Origin of the sequence: Cupriavidus numazuensis (assembly GCF_905397435.1) — a bacterium.
GTDB classification, from domain to species: domain Bacteria; phylum Pseudomonadota; class Gammaproteobacteria; order Burkholderiales; family Burkholderiaceae; genus Cupriavidus; species Cupriavidus numazuensis.
The window spans coordinates 33,624-50,610 of sequence record NZ_CAJPVI010000040.1; the positions used below are offsets into that span (position 1 = coordinate 33,624).

Annotated in this window: 18 protein-coding genes; 8 read left to right on the plus strand and 10 right to left on the minus strand. The window is 66.1% G+C overall.

From position 1 onward, the window contains the following. Nucleotides 1-68: 68 nt before the first annotated feature. Nucleotides 69-836, plus strand: coding sequence for a class I SAM-dependent methyltransferase (locus KHO41_RS27330; protein WP_211956378.1), 768 nt, complete (start codon nucleotides 69-71; stop codon nucleotides 834-836). Between the two features lie 23 nt (nucleotides 837-859). On the opposite strand, the gene KHO41_RS27335 is transcribed toward KHO41_RS27330, so the two are convergent. Then, a complete protein-coding gene (locus KHO41_RS27335; RefSeq protein ID WP_211956379.1) occupies nucleotides 860-1,213 on the minus strand; it encodes a LysR family transcriptional regulator in 354 nt (117 codons plus the stop codon). Nucleotides 1,214-1,452: 239 nt separating this feature from the next. Further along, entirely contained in the window at nucleotides 1,453-1,686 is a 234-nt protein-coding gene (locus KHO41_RS27340) for a hypothetical protein (RefSeq protein WP_011301077.1), read from the minus strand. Between the two features lie 422 nt (nucleotides 1,687-2,108). Here KHO41_RS27340 and KHO41_RS27345 point away from each other — a divergent pair, with 422 nt between their 5' ends. From KHO41_RS27345 to KHO41_RS27355, 3 genes are all read left to right on the plus strand, one after another. Further along, nucleotides 2,109-2,627: a hypothetical protein gene (locus KHO41_RS27345; protein ID WP_211956380.1), complete on the plus strand. Its 519-nt coding sequence runs from the start codon at nucleotides 2,109-2,111 to the stop codon at nucleotides 2,625-2,627. A gap of 109 nt (nucleotides 2,628-2,736) precedes the next feature. Further along, nucleotides 2,737-3,483, plus strand: coding sequence for an IclR family transcriptional regulator (locus KHO41_RS27350; protein WP_211956381.1), 747 nt, complete (start codon nucleotides 2,737-2,739; stop codon nucleotides 3,481-3,483). 164 nt (nucleotides 3,484-3,647) lie between these two features. After that, nucleotides 3,648-4,889: a GGDEF domain-containing protein gene (locus KHO41_RS27355; protein WP_211956382.1), complete on the plus strand. Its 1,242-nt coding sequence runs from the start codon at nucleotides 3,648-3,650 to the stop codon at nucleotides 4,887-4,889. 6 nt (nucleotides 4,890-4,895) lie between these two features. On the opposite strand, the gene KHO41_RS27360 is transcribed toward KHO41_RS27355, so the two are convergent. From KHO41_RS27360 to KHO41_RS27370, 3 genes are read right to left on the minus strand one after another with little or no spacing between them, the layout of a single operon-like run. After that, complete coding sequence (locus KHO41_RS27360) at nucleotides 4,896-5,753, minus strand: citryl-CoA lyase (protein ID WP_211956383.1); 858 nt, start codon at nucleotides 5,751-5,753, stop codon at nucleotides 4,896-4,898. Further along, complete coding sequence (locus tag KHO41_RS27365; protein WP_211956384.1) at nucleotides 5,750-6,949, minus strand: CaiB/BaiF CoA transferase family protein; 1,200 nt, start codon at nucleotides 6,947-6,949, stop codon at nucleotides 5,750-5,752. The genes KHO41_RS27360 and KHO41_RS27365 overlap by 4 nt, the downstream gene beginning before the upstream one ends. Nucleotides 6,950-7,001: 52 nt before the next feature. Further along, nucleotides 7,002-7,997 (minus strand): Bug family tripartite tricarboxylate transporter substrate binding protein, encoded by a 996-nt coding sequence (locus KHO41_RS27370; RefSeq protein WP_211956385.1) that lies wholly within the window; start codon nucleotides 7,995-7,997, stop codon nucleotides 7,002-7,004. Between the two features lie 198 nt (nucleotides 7,998-8,195). Between KHO41_RS27370 and KHO41_RS27375 the strand changes: the two genes are divergently transcribed. From KHO41_RS27375 to KHO41_RS27385, 3 genes are all read left to right on the plus strand, one after another. Next, nucleotides 8,196-9,452 carry an Hsp70 family protein gene (locus KHO41_RS27375; protein WP_211956386.1) on the plus strand — a complete coding sequence of 419 codons (1,257 nt, stop codon included), beginning with the start codon at nucleotides 8,196-8,198 and terminating at the stop codon, nucleotides 9,450-9,452. A gap of 151 nt (nucleotides 9,453-9,603) precedes the next feature. Then, the gene (locus KHO41_RS27380) at nucleotides 9,604-9,804 is read left to right on the plus strand and encodes a hypothetical protein (protein WP_211956387.1); all 201 of its coding nucleotides are present in this window, start codon (nucleotides 9,604-9,606) and stop codon (nucleotides 9,802-9,804) included. Next, complete coding sequence (locus KHO41_RS27385) at nucleotides 9,805-10,119, plus strand: type II toxin-antitoxin system RelE/ParE family toxin (RefSeq protein WP_244874053.1); 315 nt, start codon at nucleotides 9,805-9,807, stop codon at nucleotides 10,117-10,119. On the opposite strand, the gene KHO41_RS27390 is transcribed toward KHO41_RS27385, so the two are convergent. The 5 genes from KHO41_RS27390 to KHO41_RS27410 all read right to left on the minus strand — a co-directional run bounded on the left by KHO41_RS27390 (nucleotide 10,106) and on the right by KHO41_RS27410 (nucleotide 14,777). Then, nucleotides 10,106-10,816, minus strand: coding sequence for a phosphorylase (locus tag KHO41_RS27390; protein ID WP_280519720.1), 711 nt, complete (start codon nucleotides 10,814-10,816; stop codon nucleotides 10,106-10,108). The two genes, KHO41_RS27385 and KHO41_RS27390, sit on opposite strands and share 14 nt — an antisense overlap. Before the next feature lie 14 nt (nucleotides 10,817-10,830). After that, the gene (shc, locus tag KHO41_RS27395; protein WP_211956389.1) at nucleotides 10,831-12,852 is read right to left on the minus strand and encodes a squalene--hopene cyclase; all 2,022 of its coding nucleotides are present in this window, start codon (nucleotides 12,850-12,852) and stop codon (nucleotides 10,831-10,833) included. 100 nt (nucleotides 12,853-12,952) lie between these two features. Continuing rightward, nucleotides 12,953-13,819 carry a presqualene diphosphate synthase HpnD gene (gene hpnD, locus KHO41_RS27400; protein ID WP_211956390.1) on the minus strand — a complete coding sequence of 289 codons (867 nt, stop codon included), beginning with the start codon at nucleotides 13,817-13,819 and terminating at the stop codon, nucleotides 12,953-12,955. Nucleotides 13,820-13,951: 132 nt separating this feature from the next. Beyond that, nucleotides 13,952-14,545, minus strand: coding sequence for a BON domain-containing protein (locus KHO41_RS27405; protein WP_211956391.1), 594 nt, complete (start codon nucleotides 14,543-14,545; stop codon nucleotides 13,952-13,954). Between the two features lie 28 nt (nucleotides 14,546-14,573). Then, nucleotides 14,574-14,777, minus strand: coding sequence for a cold-shock protein (locus KHO41_RS27410; RefSeq protein WP_011301065.1), 204 nt, complete (start codon nucleotides 14,775-14,777; stop codon nucleotides 14,574-14,576). Nucleotides 14,778-15,766: 989 nt separating this feature from the next. Here KHO41_RS27410 and wecB point away from each other — a divergent pair. Further along, complete coding sequence (gene wecB / locus KHO41_RS27415; protein ID WP_211956392.1) at nucleotides 15,767-16,918, plus strand: non-hydrolyzing UDP-N-acetylglucosamine 2-epimerase; 1,152 nt, start codon at nucleotides 15,767-15,769, stop codon at nucleotides 16,916-16,918. Nucleotides 16,919-16,987 lie beyond the last annotated feature (69 nt).

Genomic DNA, 16,987 nt, shown 5'->3' on the forward strand with positions numbered 1-16,987 from the left:
TCTTCTTGCCCTGCCCATCAAGCGGGAGTAGTGTACGGCTCCGATATCCACACCCCTCGGAGTCCCGCATGACAGAGATCCACCACGCCGCCGCCGAAGGCTTCGCCGCTCAAGCCGCCACCTACGCCCGCGGTCGACCGGAGTACCCGGAAGCCATCGGCGACTGGCTGCGTGGGACGCTAGGCCTTGGCGAAGGCAAGACCGTCGTCGATCTCGGCGCCGGCACTGGCAAGTTCTCGCGGCGGCTTGCCGCGACCGGTGCGGCTGTCATGGCGGTGGAACCGGTCGACGAGATGCGCGCGCAACTGTCTGCGGCGCTGCCGGCGGTGCAGGCCGTCGCCGGCACGGCCGAGGCGATGCCGTTGCCCGATGCGAGTGTCGACGCCATCGTCTGCGCGCAGGCGTTCCACTGGTTTGCCAACGACCGCGCCATGGCGGAGATCCGCCGTGTGCTGCGTCCAGGTGGCAAGCTGGGGCTGGTGTGGAACGTACGCGATGAGAGCCTGCCCTGGGTGGCCAGGCTCACGGCGATCATGACGCCATATGAAGGCGATGCCCCGCGTTTCTACAAGGGCGACTGGAAGCGCGTGTTTCCGGCCGAGGGCTTCGGGCCGCTTGCGCTTGAGAGCCTGCCTTACGTGCATGAGGGCCCGCCGCAGCAGGTCATTGTCGACCGCGTGATGTCGGTCAGCTTCATTGCCTCGCTGCCGCCCGAACAGCAGGCTGCCGTGCGTGCGCAATTGCTGGCCGTCATCGACGACGATCCGGCGCTGGCCGGACATGCGCAGGTGGCGTTTCCGTACCGGACCGAAGCCTACAGCTGCCTGCGCACGTAGCCACTGCAGCCGTGACGGGCGCGTTACATGGTGGCCTGTCGCACCCAGAATGCCACCGGGCCATAGGGCGGCATCACGGATTCAGGCATTGCCGGCTCGCGTGTCAGGCTGTCCAGGATATCGCGCCACATCGCCAGCACGCGCTGCGCGCGGGGCAGCATGCGAACGGCGTCAGGCGTGGGCAGCCAGTGCGGGCTGCAGACGCGGAACAGCGTAGTGTTCAGTGCGGACTCCAGGCTGCGCAATTGATACTGCAGCCGCTGTGGCTGGATGCCCAGTTCCGCGGCCGCACGGCCGCAGTCCCGATAACGCATGAGCGCGACGAATGCGCGCAGGGACAACAGGCTCACGCGCCGGTTCTTCAGGAGGTGTGCCATGCAAGGGGCCATGCCGGCTGCCGACAGCCTGCCGCAGGCTGTCGGTTCGCGCGGCGTGGCGCAGGTAAAACGCTGATCGTAGCCACCGGCGTGGCCACGTTGATTCAGAAACTTCCGCAACCTTGTCGCGATACGTCGGAAGTTTGGTTCGGCTTTCCCAGGTGGGATCCCTTCGGGGACTGGCGGAAAGCGGAGGGGAGAAGCATCCACATTGGGGCATGAATGCGCCCCGTGCGGCGTCAGTGCAGGGGCAACTGGCCCAGTGCAGTCAGCGCAAGCACGACTTCGGGTGACAGGCGGCGCTCACGGCATGGCACGCCGGCAGTTTCCAGCGTGGTCCAGAGGTCGGCGTCACCAGTGACGATCCGTTGCCTGAGGTGGGCAAGATAAGTGTGCTCGGATGGAGTGAGCGGGCGCGGTGCGCTGCGCAAGTCATCCAGGATGTCGCCAAGCGAGAGATCGGAGGGGGTCATACAAAGCGAAAAAGTAAAGCTGCGGCGGGATAACGCATGATTCTATCCATGCCATGCAGTAACGGCTTAACCAAAAGCAGGCAATAACCCTTCTAATTCAGGCATGTGGCGCGTACGCGGCGAATGCTGACGGACCATGTGCTTTAAGACGCCTTTACCTGTGCGGCCACGTGGCGCAGTTCGCCATTGTTGTTGCGGAAAAACGCCACTGTCTGTTGCCCGCATGGCTGTTCTCTGGCGGTGGCGCGCGCAAATTGCGCGGCGAAGCCGGGGGCAGGCGCGCAATGCACATCGCAGCATTGCCACGTCTCGGAATAAATCTGCGGCGCCGCGCGTATACGCCTATACAACAGGTATCAGGCGAGGTCGCAGGAACGGGCTGCATGGGCGGCCCGGATAGTTGTTGTGCAGGAGGTATGGCCATGGACCGTGCTGCAAGATGGGCGGGGGCCTGGGTGATAGCCGGCATCGGCCTTTGCGCCGGCACGCCGGCGCTGGCGGACGAGGAGTGGAGCACGGGACCGCCGTGCCAGCTGGTGGCGGGCCAGGTGGTCATCAATGGCCAGTGGCAGCAGGTGACCGGCGTGGCCTGCCTGCAGCAGGACGGCAGCTGGCAACTGGTGGACGGCAGCGGCGGCGCCTACTACTCGACGCCGTACTACTACGATGACGACGGCTATGCATGGAACTGGGCGCCGGTGGCCGTAGGCTATGGCGCGGCGTTCATCTTCGTCGATCGCCATCACCATGTGCACCCGATGCACCACGTGTTCTTCCGCTATGGCGGTGGCGGTGGCTGGGGCGGACGCGGCTTCCGTGCCATGCCGCCCGGCGCGGTCCGTGGCGGCATGGGGGGCGGCGCGGGCCACGGGATGGGCGGTGGCATGGGTGGCGGCATGGGTGGCGCGCACGGCGGCTTCCACGGAGGCGGGCATCACTGACGGCCCGGCGGCCATGCATTGACAAGGGCAGGTCCGTTCTATACGGTGGCTGCTCGTTCCGTCATGACCGGCGTGCGTTGCACGCCGGTTTTCCTTTCCGCGCCAGCCCATGCCACGCAAAGCCGCCCAGGTCTCCGAAGCCGACAAGCACGCCGCCGAAGGCGGAGCTGTTGCCGTGGATCGCGCGCTGTTCGTGCTGTCCGCATTCCGGCTTGGCGATACCTCGCTCGGGCTGGCCGACCTGGCGCAACGGTCGGGCCTGTACAAAAGCACGCTGCTGCGGCTGCTCGCCTCGCTCGAGCATGCCGCGCTGGTGCAGCGGCGGCCCGACGGGCGCTACAGCCTGGGGCCGGAGGTCGCGCGGCTCAATGCTGTCTATGCCGCGTCGTTCTCGCTGGAAGCCGTGGTGATGCCGGTGTTGCGCGCGCTGGTGGAGGCCACGCGCGAGAGTGCCGCATTCCACGTCGAGCAGGGCGAGCACCGGCTGTGCCTGTATCGCGTCGATTCGCCGCAGCCGGTGCGCGACCACATCCGCGCCGGCGAATTGCTTCCGCGCGACCGCGGCGCCGGGGGGCGCGTGCTGCGTGCGTTTGCGGGCGAAGACGGCGAACTTTACGAGCGCATCCGCCGCCAGGGCGTGATCGCGCTGGTCGGCGATCGCAGCCCCGATATCGCCGGCGTTTCCGCGCCGGTATTCGGCCCTGACGGCGCCCTTGCGGGCGCGCTCACGCTGACCTGCCCTGCAAGCCGGTTTCGCGAAGATTTTCGTGACGATGTCCTGGCCGCCGCCCGCGGCCTGACGCAGGCGCTGGGCGGCATATTCCCCGATTTCCCCGAGATGCCCGCCGCCGCCTGACCCCTTGTGTGCGCAGGTGTTGCAGCGAGGCGACCCGGCTTGTCGGGGGTGCCCCGCGGACACCGAGGCGGGATATCATTCGCGGTCGCCCCCTTTACCCGTGCCGTCATGTCGATTCGAGACCGATCGGCGGCACTCCCTCATGGCCTTGTCAAGGGATTCTCGTGCACCTGGACCAGCAGACCATTGCGGTCGTGATGATGGTGTTCTTTTCCAGCACGCTGGTCATTGCGGCTGGGCTGGTATTTGCGCTGCGCGCGATCGAAGCGGGGCGGCTGTGGGCGTTCGGCCATGTGGTCGGCTCCGGCGCCGGTCTGGCGTTGGCGGTCAGCGCCGCCGGAGGCGCTCCGCACCTCGGCATGGCCGGGGCCGGCGCCTTCATGGTGGGCTGGCTGCTGAATTATCGCGGCGTGCGCGTCTATTACGGCCTGCCGACGCACGCCGCGCCACTGGCAGTGGCTGGCCTGGTCGTACTCGCGCTGATGGCGACCTCCGGCGGACTGCCGCAGGGAACGCGCATGCTCCAGGCGGGGGTCTATGCCGTGCTGGCCATGATTTCACTGGCCACGATCGGTACGCTCGTGACCACCGGGCGCGGACGGCGCAGCATCGGCGCGCCGCTGGTACTGATGTCGAGCCTCGTGCAACTGTCGACGCAGCTCGTTGGCGCCAGCCATGCGCTCAGCCGGGTTGGCGCAGAGCGCCATGACCTGACCCTCTTCTTCGCCGGTCCGGCCGGCTCGGCCTGGACGCTGGCACCGCTGATCGCGGTGCTGCTCGGCCTGTTCGGCTTCACCGTGATGGCGATGGAGCAGATCATCGCCAACAACGAAAGCGGCGCGCGCGTGGACGCGCTGACCGGCCTGCTCAACCGCGGCGCGCTCGATATGTCCGCACTTGGCCTGGTCGCGCGCTGGCAGCGCGAGGGACAGTCGCTGGCCTGCCTGGTGATCGATATCGACCACTTCAAGCAGGTCAACGATACGTTCGGCCACCATGCCGGCGATGCCGTGCTGCGTGAAGTGGCCCAGGCGCTGGACAACTCGCGCCGCGCTTCGGACGTGGCCGGACGCTACGGCGGCGAGGAGTTCTGCATCCTGTGCCCGCATACCGATGAACACCAGGCCACCGCGCTGGCCAACCGTATCCTGCGCAAGGTCCGCGCGATCCCGCTGCCCGGGCAGGAATGCTTCGCGTCAGTGAGCATCGGCGTGGCGGAGCTGCACGGCGCAACGGGCAGCAAGGAGCTGCTGTGGCGCAGCTTGTTCGCTGAGGCCGACCGGGCGCTTTACCAGGCTAAGCAGCAGGGCCGCGATCGCTACGAAGTCGCTTCCGCCATGCTCGACGAAAAGCCTGCGCCGCTGGCGGTCCACGTAACGAGCCAGATCATGACGCCGGCGGCCTGAGCGGCGTCAGTCCCCCTGCGCGGGCACATCGCGCTGCGGTGTGCCGTCGTAGGTCCACAGGAACTGGCGCGGGATCGGGCCCTTGTTGCGGCCGCCTTGCTGCGTTTGCTCCCACGCGTGCGCCAGGATGCCCACGGAGCGCGACAGGCAGAACAGCCCGCGCGCCAGCGGCGCCGGAAAACCCAGTTCCGCGTAGATGACCGCCGTGGCCCCGTCGATGTTCATCGGCACCGGCTTGCTGCGGCCTTCGCCAAGCGCGCGCTCCACGGCCCGCGCAATGGCGGCAAAGCGGCCATTGACCACGCCTTTCTCCGCAGCCTGATCCACCAGCGCGAGCAGGCGCGGCGCACGCGGATCCAGCGGATGGAAGCGGTGGCCGAAGCCCGAGACGAACTTGCCGTGCAGGTCGCGATAGTGCGCCAGGCCGGCGCTGACCGCCTGATCCAGCGCGGCGCCCGCATCGATGCGCGCCGCGATGTCCTGGTACAACTCCACGGCCTGCTCGCCGGCGCCGCCATGCACGTCGCCAAGCACGTTGACGGCCGAGGCCATCGCGTTGTTCAACCCCACGCCACATGTGGCGGCCATGCGGGCAATGGCGATGCTGGGCGCCTGCGGGCCGTGGTCCACGGCCGCCATCAGCGCGGCATCGAGCAGTTCGCCTTGCCCCGGTCCGGGCAACTCGCCACGCAGCATCAGCCAGATCATCTGCGCGAACGACACCTGGCCGATCAGTTGCTCGATCGGATAGCCGCGGTAGCGGATTTCGCCGGGGCGCATGTCGATGATTTCCGTGCGCCACCAGTCCTGGGACAGCTGCTGGCCGGGGTCCATGGTTTCGCTGGTCTGCCTGGTCTCGCTCATACTGCACGCTCCTGTCTGAGGGTCTCGATGTCGGCCTCGCTGTAGCCAAGGCCCGCGAGGATCTGCTGTGTGTGTTCGCCAAGCTGCGGGGGCGGCGTGTCCACCGACGGCGCCTCCTGGTTCAGCTTGAAGCCCGTGCGCACCACGCGGATATCGCGGCCCACGCCGGGCACGTCGGCAAACGTGCCGATCATGCCGCGGTCGCGCACCTGCGGCTGCTCCAGGGTTTGCGGCACGCCGAGCACCGGCCCGGCCGGCACGCCGGCTTCATTGAGCAGCGCCCACCACTCGCTGGCAGGTTTCTTCTCCAACTCGGCTTCCAGCGCCTGCGTCAGCGCGGCGCGGTTCGCCAGCCGTGCCTGGCGCGCGGAGAAGCGCTCGTCGGCGATCAGTTCCGGGCGGCCAACGACGCGACACACGGCCTCGAACTGCTCCTGCTTGTTCGCGGCGATGTTCAAGAGGCCATCGCCAGTGCGGAAGGTGCCAGACGGGCTGGCCGTGAAGTTCTCGTTGCCCATCGGCACCGGTGCCTTGCCGGCGATCAGGTGGTTCGACACGACCCAGCCCATGGTGGCAAGCGTGGCTTCGAGCATCGACACGTCGATGAAATAGCCTTCGGTACGCTGATGGTCCGCCAGCGAAGCGGCAATGGCGAATGCCGCCGTGATGCCGCCGATGGTGTCCGACACGGGATAGCCGACGCGGTACGGCGCGGTCTGCGGATCACCGGTGATGCTCATCACGCCCGACATGCCCTGGATGATCTGGTCGTACGCGGGCAGGTCAGACAGCGGTCCGTCCTGGCCGAAGCCGGAGATCGCGCAGTAGATCAGGCGCGGGTTGTCCTGCTTCAGGACGTCGTAGCCCAGGCCCAGCCGCGCCATCACGCCGGGGCGGAAGTTCTCGACCACCACGTCGGCGCTCTGCACGAGCTTGCGGAACACTTCCTTGCCGCGCGCGTGCTTGAGGTTCAGCGTGATCGATTGCTTGCCCGGGTTCTGCGCCAGGAACGACACGCCCATCAGGCGCTGGTTCAGGTCAGCATCGGCGCCGAGCTGGCGTGCGAGGTCGCCGGTGCCCGGCGTTTCCACCTTGATGACCTCCGCGCCCATGTGCGCGAGCTGGTGGCAGCAGAACGGGCCGGCCAGCACATTGGTCAGGTCGAGGACGCGCACATGGCGCAACGGTTTTTGCATGATGAGATTCCTGCTGGCTGCGGGGAGGGGCGTGATGGATGGCCGCTGCGATTTACTCTACGCGCGCGCCGGATTCCCGCACGATCGCGCCCCAGCGTGTGTTTTCGGACTTGATGAAGGCCGCCAGGTCCTGCGGCGTGCCGCCGCGCGGATCGCTGCCTTCCTCGCGCATCTTGCTGATGGTGTCGGGCTGGGCCAGCGCCTTGTTGACCTCGGCATTGAGCCGCTTTACCACGTCGGGCGAAGTGCCCGCCGGTGCCACGAGCGCCTTCCAGTCTTCCGCCTGGAAGCCTGCATAGCCGGACTCGGCCACGGTCGGCACGGCTGCCAGCAGCGGCAGCCGTTTGGCCGATGTGACGGCCAGCGCGCGGATCTTGCCGGCCTTGATCATCGGCATGGCAATCGGCGGCGTCGCGAAATAGAAGTCGGTCTGGCCGCCGAGCAGGTCGGTCAGTGCCGGCGATGCGCCCTTGTACGGCACGTGCAGCATCTTGATGCCGGCGCGGCGCGCGAACATTTCGCCCGTCAGGTGGCCGACCGTGCCGGTGCCGGCGGAGGCCATCGACAGCGGCTTCGCCTTGGCGGCCGCCACGAGGTCTGCCACCGTCTTGTACGGCGAATCGGCCCGCACGATCAGCACCACGGGCTGGGCCGAAACGAGCACCACGGGCGTGAAGTCCTTCACCGCGTCATACGGCATCTTCGGGTACAGCGTCGGGTTGATGGCGAGGTTGGCGGTCTGCCCCATCCCGAGCGTGTAGCCATCGGGTTTGGCTTTCGCCACGACGTCGAGGCCGATATTGCCGCCTGCTCCGGCGCGGTTCTCCACCACCACGTTCCAGTGCGTGGCCACACCTACCTTGTTGAATACCAACCGCGACAGCACGTCGGTGCCGCCAGCGGGCGGGAACGGCACCACGAGCCGCACGGGCTGGCTCGGGTACGTGTCGGCGCGGGCAGGCCCGGCTGCTGCCATGACGGCGGGCAAAGCGAGGCAAAGAAGGGCGCTGGCCCAAGGGTGAAGCTTGCGGCGGTGCGGGAAAGTCATATTGTCTCCTGACGCTACTAAAATTCTATAAGACAGAACAACGATCTTATAGAAAGAACGTAGGCAGAATAGGAGCCGTTGTGAAACGTGTCAAGAGCCGGGCGTTTTCGCGATCTGCCACTACAATGGCGCCCGGCCCGCGCCTAGTCGGTTGGCGGCGCGGGAACATTGCAGTGGTTGTACGGAAAAACGGAATTGATGATGTCAAACGCATGCGGCCTGGACTTCGGCACGTCCAACTCCACGGTGGGCTGGACCCGCCCCGGCCACCCGGCCGCACTCTTGCCGCTGGAAGACGGCAAGCTCACGCTCCCCTCGGTGATCTTCTTCCACGCCGAAGACCCGCTGGTCAGCTACGGCCGCGCTGCGCTGGACGACTATCTGGCAGGTTATGAGGGGCGGCTGATGCGCTCGCTCAAGAGCCTGCTCGGCACTTCGATGATGGAAGACAGCACCGAGGTGATGGGGCAGGCCATGCCGTTTCGCAAGCTGCTCGCCCACTTCATCGGTGAACTGAAGGCGCGCGCGGAACGCGCCGCCGGCACCACGTTCACACGTGCGGTGCTGGGCCGTCCGGTGTTCTTTATCGATGAAGATCCGGAAGCCGACCGCCTCGCCGAGCAGACGCTGGCCGAAATCGCGCGCGATGCCGGTTTCCGCGACATCGAGTTCCAGTACGAGCCGATCGCAGCCGCGTTCGATTACGAGGCGAAAATCGAGCAGGAAGAACTCGTCCTGGTCGTCGATATCGGCGGCGGCACGTCGGACTTCTCGCTGGTCCGCCTCTCGCCGGAACGCGCCAAGCGGATCGACCGGCGTGAAGACATCCTGGCCAACGGCGGCGTGCATATCGGCGGAACCGACTTTGACCGCGCGCTGAGCCTCGCGCGGGCGATGCCGCTGCTGGGTCTCGGCAGCAAGCTGCGCAGCGGCAAGGAAATGCCTTCGAGCCAGTACTTCGATCTGGCGAGCTGGCACACCATCAACCTGGTCTACACGCGCAAGGCGTGGTCGATCGTGATGGACAACTACCGTGACGCGGCCGACACCGTGAAGCTCGATCGCCTGATCCGCCTGATCCGCGAGCGTGCCGGGCACTGGCTGGCCATCCAGATGGAAGCCGCCAAGATCGAGCTGTCGGGCGTCGACCGTACCGAGGTGGACCTGCATCGCATCGAGCCGGAACTGATGCTGTCGATCACACGCGGCGAGTTTGACGAGTCCATCGGCAAGCTGGTGGCCAAGACCGAGAAGACGGTGACGGACATGCTGGCGTCAGCGGGCGTGGACGGGGCTTCGGTCGACACGATCCTTTTCACCGGCGGCTCCAGCAGCGTGCCCATGCTGCGGCATCAACTCGGCCAACTGCTGCCGCGCGCGCGGCGTGTGGAAGGGGATTTGTTTGGCGGGATCGGGTCGGGGCTGGCGCTGGATGCGGCGCGGAAGTTTGGGTGACACCGGCTCCGGAGAGGACAAGCGCGCCAACTCAAGGTGGAGATTTCGGTCGATGTATACGCCAGAATGCTGTGAGTGCTGCAAACGCCTCTGGGTGAGTATTGCGGAAATTGCGACGAGCGGGTCGAAGGCACGTGGGTAGAATGCTGACATGGCCCGCCTGACTCCACCGCTACTTCCCAAAGATCCCGTGCCCCGTGCTGACGATGCTGTCGGTCCGCAGAACGAGGTCGAGCATCGCCTGTACGAGCTCATCGAAGAGGGTCTCAACAGCGGCGAAGGAACGGAGTACGAGCGTGTAGAAGAATTCGCTGCCGAGTACCGCGCCCGCCTGCAAAGCCGCAAGCGCTGAATGGCGCTGCGCCTTAAGCTACGTCCTGCAGCGCGCAGTGACGCTCACGCTGCGCAAGACTGGTATCACGATGCCGCGCCAGGCCTCGGCGAGGCTTTTACGGAAGAGTTGTTGGGCGTCCTGGATTTCCTGACAACGCATCCCGGGGTTGGATCCCGCCGCTACGCACACTTTCTGCCGGACGCGTCGCTTCGAGTCTGGGCTCTCGAGCGCTTTCCGTTTCTTGTGTTCTATCGTGTGAGTGATGAGGTGATCGACGTTGTGCGCATCTTGCACGAGCGCCGGGATATCCTTGCGGACCTCATTGCGCATTGAGCCTGACAAAGGCTTGAGTTTTCTGTATTCCCCAGCCCTCACCGACCGCCCGCCGCACCGCCAGCAGACTGGCCTTCGCCACCGCGGCATCGCGCCCCAGCCGCATCAGCGCCGGCAATTGCCACGGTGCCTTCAATAATCCCGCCATGACCGCACCGACATCGGTGCGCCCATCGCTCCCCATGCCAGCCACTGCCAGCGGGGGTACAGCGCGCGTCGCCGGATCGATCACCACGCGGCACGCCGCGAACGGGAGTCCGTAGCGGCGCGCGACGCGGGCGGCAATGTGGGATTCCATGTCCACGGCCAGTGCCCCGCCGGCATCGCGCAACGCGGCCTTGTCGGCAAGCCTGACCACCGCAGTGTCCGACCCGGCGATGACGCCAGATACCGCTTGCGGCAGCGTTTCCTGCAACGCGGTTACCCAGGCCTGATCGGTTGGGGTCGAGACGCCGTCCGTTTCATCGCGCACGCTGGTGGCGATGACCACGGCGCCTGGCACAAGCGCCGGGTCCAGTCCGCCGGCCACGCCGAAACTGATGATGCCCGCGCATGCGTGGATGCTGCGCTCGATAGCCGCGCCGAGCGCAGCTCCGCGCTGCCCATACACCACTTCGGAATGCGGTCCGCCGGCAATGCGGGCTTCGAAATCCATGCCGCAGACCACCAGCACACGGGACGCGCCTGTGGCGCGCACCTGCGGTCTGCCGATCACAGTCCCCACGCCACTCGACGGTTGCCGCTGCGCTCCAGGTTGCGATAGCGCGCCAGTGCCCACAGCGGGAAATAGCGCGCATAGCCGTGATAGCGCAGGTAGAACACGCGTGGGAAACCCACTGCGGTGAAGCGCGGCTCGTGCCACAGGCCGTCGGCTTGCTGCGTGCGCAGCAGGTAGTCGATGCCGCGCGTTACTGCGGGGTGCGCGGCCTGGCCCGCGGCCATCAGTGCGAGCAACGCCCATGCGGTTTGCGATGCCACGCTCGGTGCGCGTTCGTAGCCACGATATTCGAGCTTGTAGCTGTCGCCGTCCTCGCCCCAGCCGCCATCCGGATTCTGGATGGCAAGCAGCCATTCCGCGGCACGTCGTACCGGCGGCGCGTCCGGGTCCAGACCCGCGGCGTTAAGCGCGCACAACGCGCTCCAGGTGCCGTAGATGTAGTTGGTGCCCCAGCGGCCGAACCAGCTTCCATCCGGCATCTGTTCGGCGAGCAGATACTGCAGCGCGCGCGCGGCGGGCTCGCTCTTGTCCGGTGTGGCGCCCGTCTGGCACAGCATCGACAGGCAGCGCGCCGACACGTCGGCCGTGGGCGGGTCGAGCAGGGCCCCGTGGTCGGCAAACGGGATATTGTTCAGGTACAGATGCGTGTTCTCCGGCTCGAACGCACCCCAGCCGCCGTTGGCGCTCTGCATGCCGACGATCCATTCGATCGCGCGCGCGGCGGCTTCGGCGTTCGGATCCGGACGTCCCGCATGATCGGCACGCGCGGCGCGGTCCATCGCCGCGACAACCACGGCGGTGTCATCCACGTCGGGGTAGTGCGGATTGGCGTACTGGAACGCCCAGCCGCCCGGGCGCACGTCCGGCCGGCGCACCGTCCAGTCGCCGCGCACATCGAGCACCTGCAACGGGCGCAGCCAGTCCAGCGCGCGCGTGACCGCGGCGGTGGCGCGCGGCTCCGACGCTTCCAGCAATGCATGCGCGGCCAGCGCGGTATCCCAGACCGGTGACAGGCAGGGCTGGCAATAGGCTTCGTCGCCATGGACCACGAGCAGCTTGTCGATCGAGCGGCGCGCGATGGCGCGGTCCGGATCGTCCGGCGGGACGCCGAGCACGTCGAACATCATCACCGAGTTCGCCATGGCGGGGAAGATCGCGCCGAGCCCGTCTTCGCCGTTGAGCCGTTCGCGCACGAACGCCTTGGCCGCGTCGATGGCGCGCCGGCGCAGGCCACGCGGCATGACGTGTTCGGCCGTGCGCAGCAGCACATCGGCGCCGTGGAACAGCGCGTGCCAGCCCTTGTGCTGGTGCGGTGCCCTTGGCGGCAGGCGTACGGCATCACGCGAGCCGACGAACAGTTCGTCGATGCCGACCTTGCGCGGATTGCGCGCTTGCGGCCGCAGGCTGTTCAGCACCAGCAGCGGCACGATCACCGTGCGCGCCCAGTAGGACACCTTCGACAGGTGGAACGGGAACCACTGCGGCAGCAGCATGATTTCCACCGGCATCATCGGGACGGCCTGCCACGGCATCACGCCGTACAGCGCCAGCAGTGTGCGCGTGAAGACGTTGCTGGTTTCCGCGCCGCCCATCGCCAGGATGGCCTCGCGCGCGCGCGCCATGTGCGCTGCCTGCGGATCGTCGCCGGCCATCTTCAGCGCGAAGTAGGCCTTCACGCTGGCGCTGATATCGGAGCCGCCTTCATGGAACAGCGGCCAACCGCCGTCGGCATTCTGAATGCGGCGCAGGTAGCGCGCGATGCGGGCTTCCAGTGACAGGTCAGGCGTCTCGCCAAGGTAGTGCACCATGAGCACGTACTCGGCGGGGATGGTGGCGTCGGCTTCGAGCTCGTAGACCCAGTGCCCGTCGGCATTCTGCTGGGCGAGCAGCGCATCGACCGCGTGGCCGATGCCGGCGTCCAGGGGAGGCAGGGCCTCCATGGGGCCGTGTAGGGCCGGCGTCGCGGTCGCGACCGCGACGCGCGGAGCGGCAAGGACGGCCTCGTTCATCGACATGCAAACTCCTTGTGCGGCACGACGCTTGCGTGCCTCGATGATGATGTTCAGGACACCGCCGGACGCATCGCGCCACAAGGCGGATCCTTTTGCAACATCCTCAAACCATGGTGTGCCGCAGGACAATCCACAGCAGCTGCGCGCGCGGCACACGCACGCGGGCGCGCGGCGCGCGCCAGCCCCGCGCACGCAGGCGCTCGAGCACGCAGTGGTAGACCTGGGACATGATGCGCGGCGAGCGCACCACGCGCGACGGGCAGCGCGCCATCACCGCGTCGGCCTGTTCGTAGTGCGCCTGCGCTTCACGTGCGACGGCCGCGCAGGCGGCGTCGATACCGGTATGCGCGATGATTTCCATTGGCGTGGCATGCTCCAGCCCCTGTACGCCAGCGGCGGCCAGCGCGGGCGCAGGCAGGTACAGACGGCCGATGGCGGCGTCTTCGTCGATATCGCGCAGGATGTTGGTGAGTTGCAGCGCGCGCCCGAGATGATGGGCCAGCGCCAGGCCTGGCGCCTCGTCCATGCCGAACACGCGCACCGCGAGACGGCCGACCGCGCTTGCAACGCGATCGCAATACAGGTCCAGCGTGGCGGCGTCGGGCGCGCGGATATCGGCGACCACGTCCATGGTCATGCCGTCGATCACGTCGAGGAAATCCTGCTGGCGCAGGTGGAAGGCTTCGATCTGTTGCGCCAGCGACCGCAGCGCGGTCGGGGCCATGCCCGCGTAGCACAGGCCGATGTCACGTCGCCATGCGTCCAGGCCGGCCAGGCGCTCGGCATGCGGCGCGTCGCAGTCGGCAATGTCGTCAACGGCGCGGCAGAACGCGTAGATCTCGAACATGGCCTGCCGCTGCGCTGCCGGCAGGATGCGCATGGCCGCGTGAAATGAACTGCCCGACGATACGGCCTGTGTGGCCGCACCGGCGATGGGGGCGTCTGGCGTTGCGATTTGAGTACCGGCCACGTAACTCCTCGACACGCTTTTTTTGCCGTCGCGCTGCATCGGCGGACCACGGTGCCGTGCCACGCTGACGGTGGATTGGGGTCGGCCGATTATAGCAACAACCTCGTAACACGCCGGCCGGACTAGAGTGCGCTATCGGGAGCCTGCGGAGGGGGCGGAAGCGGCCTCGCCTGCACGGCTGCTGCCGGGCACAAACCGCGTGTAAGGCAGGTTGCGCGCGGGGAAAGCGGTGGTCTGGTCGACTACCTTTTCCACGTCAGGGACTTCGCGCAGCGCATCCATGAACGGTGCCTTGGCGAAGCCCGGGCGCACGCAGCCCTGCACCGTCAGCCAGCGTCCGCGCACGGTGATCCACAACGTACTGTCCTGCCAGGCAGGCATGGTGGCGGCCAGCGTTCGCAGGCGCCGTTGCAAACTTTCGGCGATTTCCTTGTCGTACTGGAATGCGTTGGCAAGACGGCAGCGGCCTTCGGTCCAGCAATGGTTGCCCTGTTCGATGCGGTGGTGCGCCTCGCGGCGCCATTCGGCCTCGCTCACGCGCGGACCGGTGGGCTCGGGGCAGCCGGCAATGCGCGATGAGACTTGCATGAAGGGATCGTTGCCGTAGTTCACCATGGCTTCGGCGCGTGGCGATTCCACCGGCAGGAGCAGTGCGAGAAGAAAGGCGAGGCCCCAAATGCAAAGAGCCCCGCATTCGCGAGGCTCTTTGCCGGCAGGCGCGTGCATGGGCGCGCGCCTGCTGTGTCCAAACCGGTCAGACCGCCTGGATCTTCGTGGCTTGTTCGCCCTTCTGGCCCATCGCCTTGACGTAGCGGACCTTCTGGCCTTCCTTCAACGACTTGAAGCCTGCGCCTTCAATCGCGGAGAAGTGCGCGAACAGATCGTTCCCGCCTGCGTCCGGGGTGATGAAGCCGAAGCCCTTGGCGTCGTTGAACCACTTAACGGTACCGGTTTCCATATCTTTTTCAACCTTGAATTTCAAATGAGCTTAATTGCCCGCTGTACATCGTGCTCAATGCAGGAACGGAGCATGGGTTGGTGAATGCCCAGTTCCACCGCGCATTGTTTATGCCTTTCAAATGTCGGTGGTATGACAAACGAAAAACACCACGGAACGACACCCTGAAAGGCGCAGCACATGTGGGATTGCATTCTGACGAATTTTCCCGGCGTGTCAATCAGGCAAAGCGCCGAATCATGATGAGAGGTTCCGACACGAGATATTAGCGGTTTCTACATCACCGTCGATTCAGTGAATTCCCTGAGTTGCGCGCTTTCTGCACCGCTACGTGCCGTACGCCGGCGTACCGACAGACTTTCCAATTATGCAGATGTGTCAGCAGGACCGGTTGTCGGGCATAATGTCTGCTTTGTAAGCCATTGCCTTGCCACCGTTTTTACAATTGCTTACTCGTTGTGGTGCATACCGCGTTTGGGGGATATCCAACCGGCAGCCCGCAAACCAGAAACCAGAAACGGTGGGATGCAAATAAAGATATCGCGCGGACATTCCTTCAGGCTGCCGCGACGAAAACAACGCCGCCCCGCGCAGGCGGATGTCACTGGCAGAACGGGGAAACACGATGATTCAGTCGCAATAGCGTCCGCGCCGCCCGCAGTCGGCGTCGCTTCTCCCAGGACAGGGCAGCAGATTTGTCCGGTCCATCGCAGCAGATTCCGCAATGTCGTCGATCTCGGTCGGGATACCAGCCGGTGTGATCGCCTGTGCCTCAGCGATGTAATGCGTTTGGCACAATTGTTGACAATGTGTTGCGCCGGGCTGTCCTAGCATCCAGTTTTTGCCCTCGTTCGGTGCATGTGTGCGTCTTGGTATGGCGGCCGTGCAAGCATTCGTGGCGGAAACCCCAGCGTAGCGCGATCACAACACAAAAGTCATGATCGCATAGCTACAGCGTGGTAGGCTGTCAAGCTATTTTGTGTGACATTATGAAAATCCTCTCGGTATTTGGCACACGTCCCGAAGCCATCAAGATGGCCCCGCTGGTCAAGGCACTTGGTGGCAGCGCGGAAATCGAATCCGTCGTCTGCGTGACCGGCCAGCATCAGCAGATGCTGCAGCAGGTCCTGGATCTGTTCGACATCGTTCCCCAGTACAACCTGGAACTGATGACGCGCAACCAGACGCTCAACGGCCTGAGTTCGCGGCTGCTGGCATCGTTTGACGACGTGCTCGAGACGGTGCGTCCCGACAGGATTCTCGTGCATGGCGATACGACCTCGGCCATGGTCTCGGCGCTGGCGGCGTTCCATCGCCGCATCCCGGTCGGCCACGTCGAGGCAGGGCTGCGGACGGGCGATCTTTCGCAGCCGTGGCCGGAGGAGATGAACCGCCGCACCATCGATGTCTGCGCCGACCTGCTGTTCGCGCCAACTGAATCATCGCGCCATAACCTGCAGGCCGAAAACCTGGGCGGCCGCATCGTGGTCACCGGTAATACCGTGATCGACGCACTGCTCCAGACGACTGGCCGGATCCTAGCAGACCAGCCGTTCCGCGAGCGGCTCGACGCGCATTTCCCGTTCCTGCGCGATGACCGCAAGCTGCTGCTGGTCACGGGCCACCGCCGCGAGAATTTCGGCACCGGTTTCGCCAATATCTGCGAGGCCCTGGCACAGCTGGCGCGGCGCGACGACATCCAGATCGTCTACCCGGTTCACCTCAACCCCAACGTTCAGGGTCCCGTGCAGGACAAGCTGTCAGGCTTGCCCAACGTGCATCTGATCGAGCCGCTCGATTACGCGCTGTTCGTGCGGCTGATGCAGCGGGCCCACGTCATCCTGACCGATTCCGGTGGCGTGCAGGAAGAAGCCCCGTCGCTGGGCAAGCCCGTGCTGGTCATGCGCAATGTCACCGAGCGCCCCGAGGCCGTGCATGCCGGGACGGTCAGGCTGGTTGGTACCGAAGTCGCGAGCATCGTGCAGTCGGTCAACCACCTTTACGACAATGACGATGCCTGGCGTGCGTTCTCGCAGCGCCTCAATCCTTACGGCGATGGCGAGGCTTCGCAGCGCATCGTGGCGGCGCTGACGGGGGCGCCCATGAGCGAGTTCCTTCACGACCAGCAGGCGGCGGCGTGACCGCCATGACGCCTTCCGCGCCTGTCCACCATGCCCGACCTGCGGCACGCCACGGGGCGGCCGCATTCT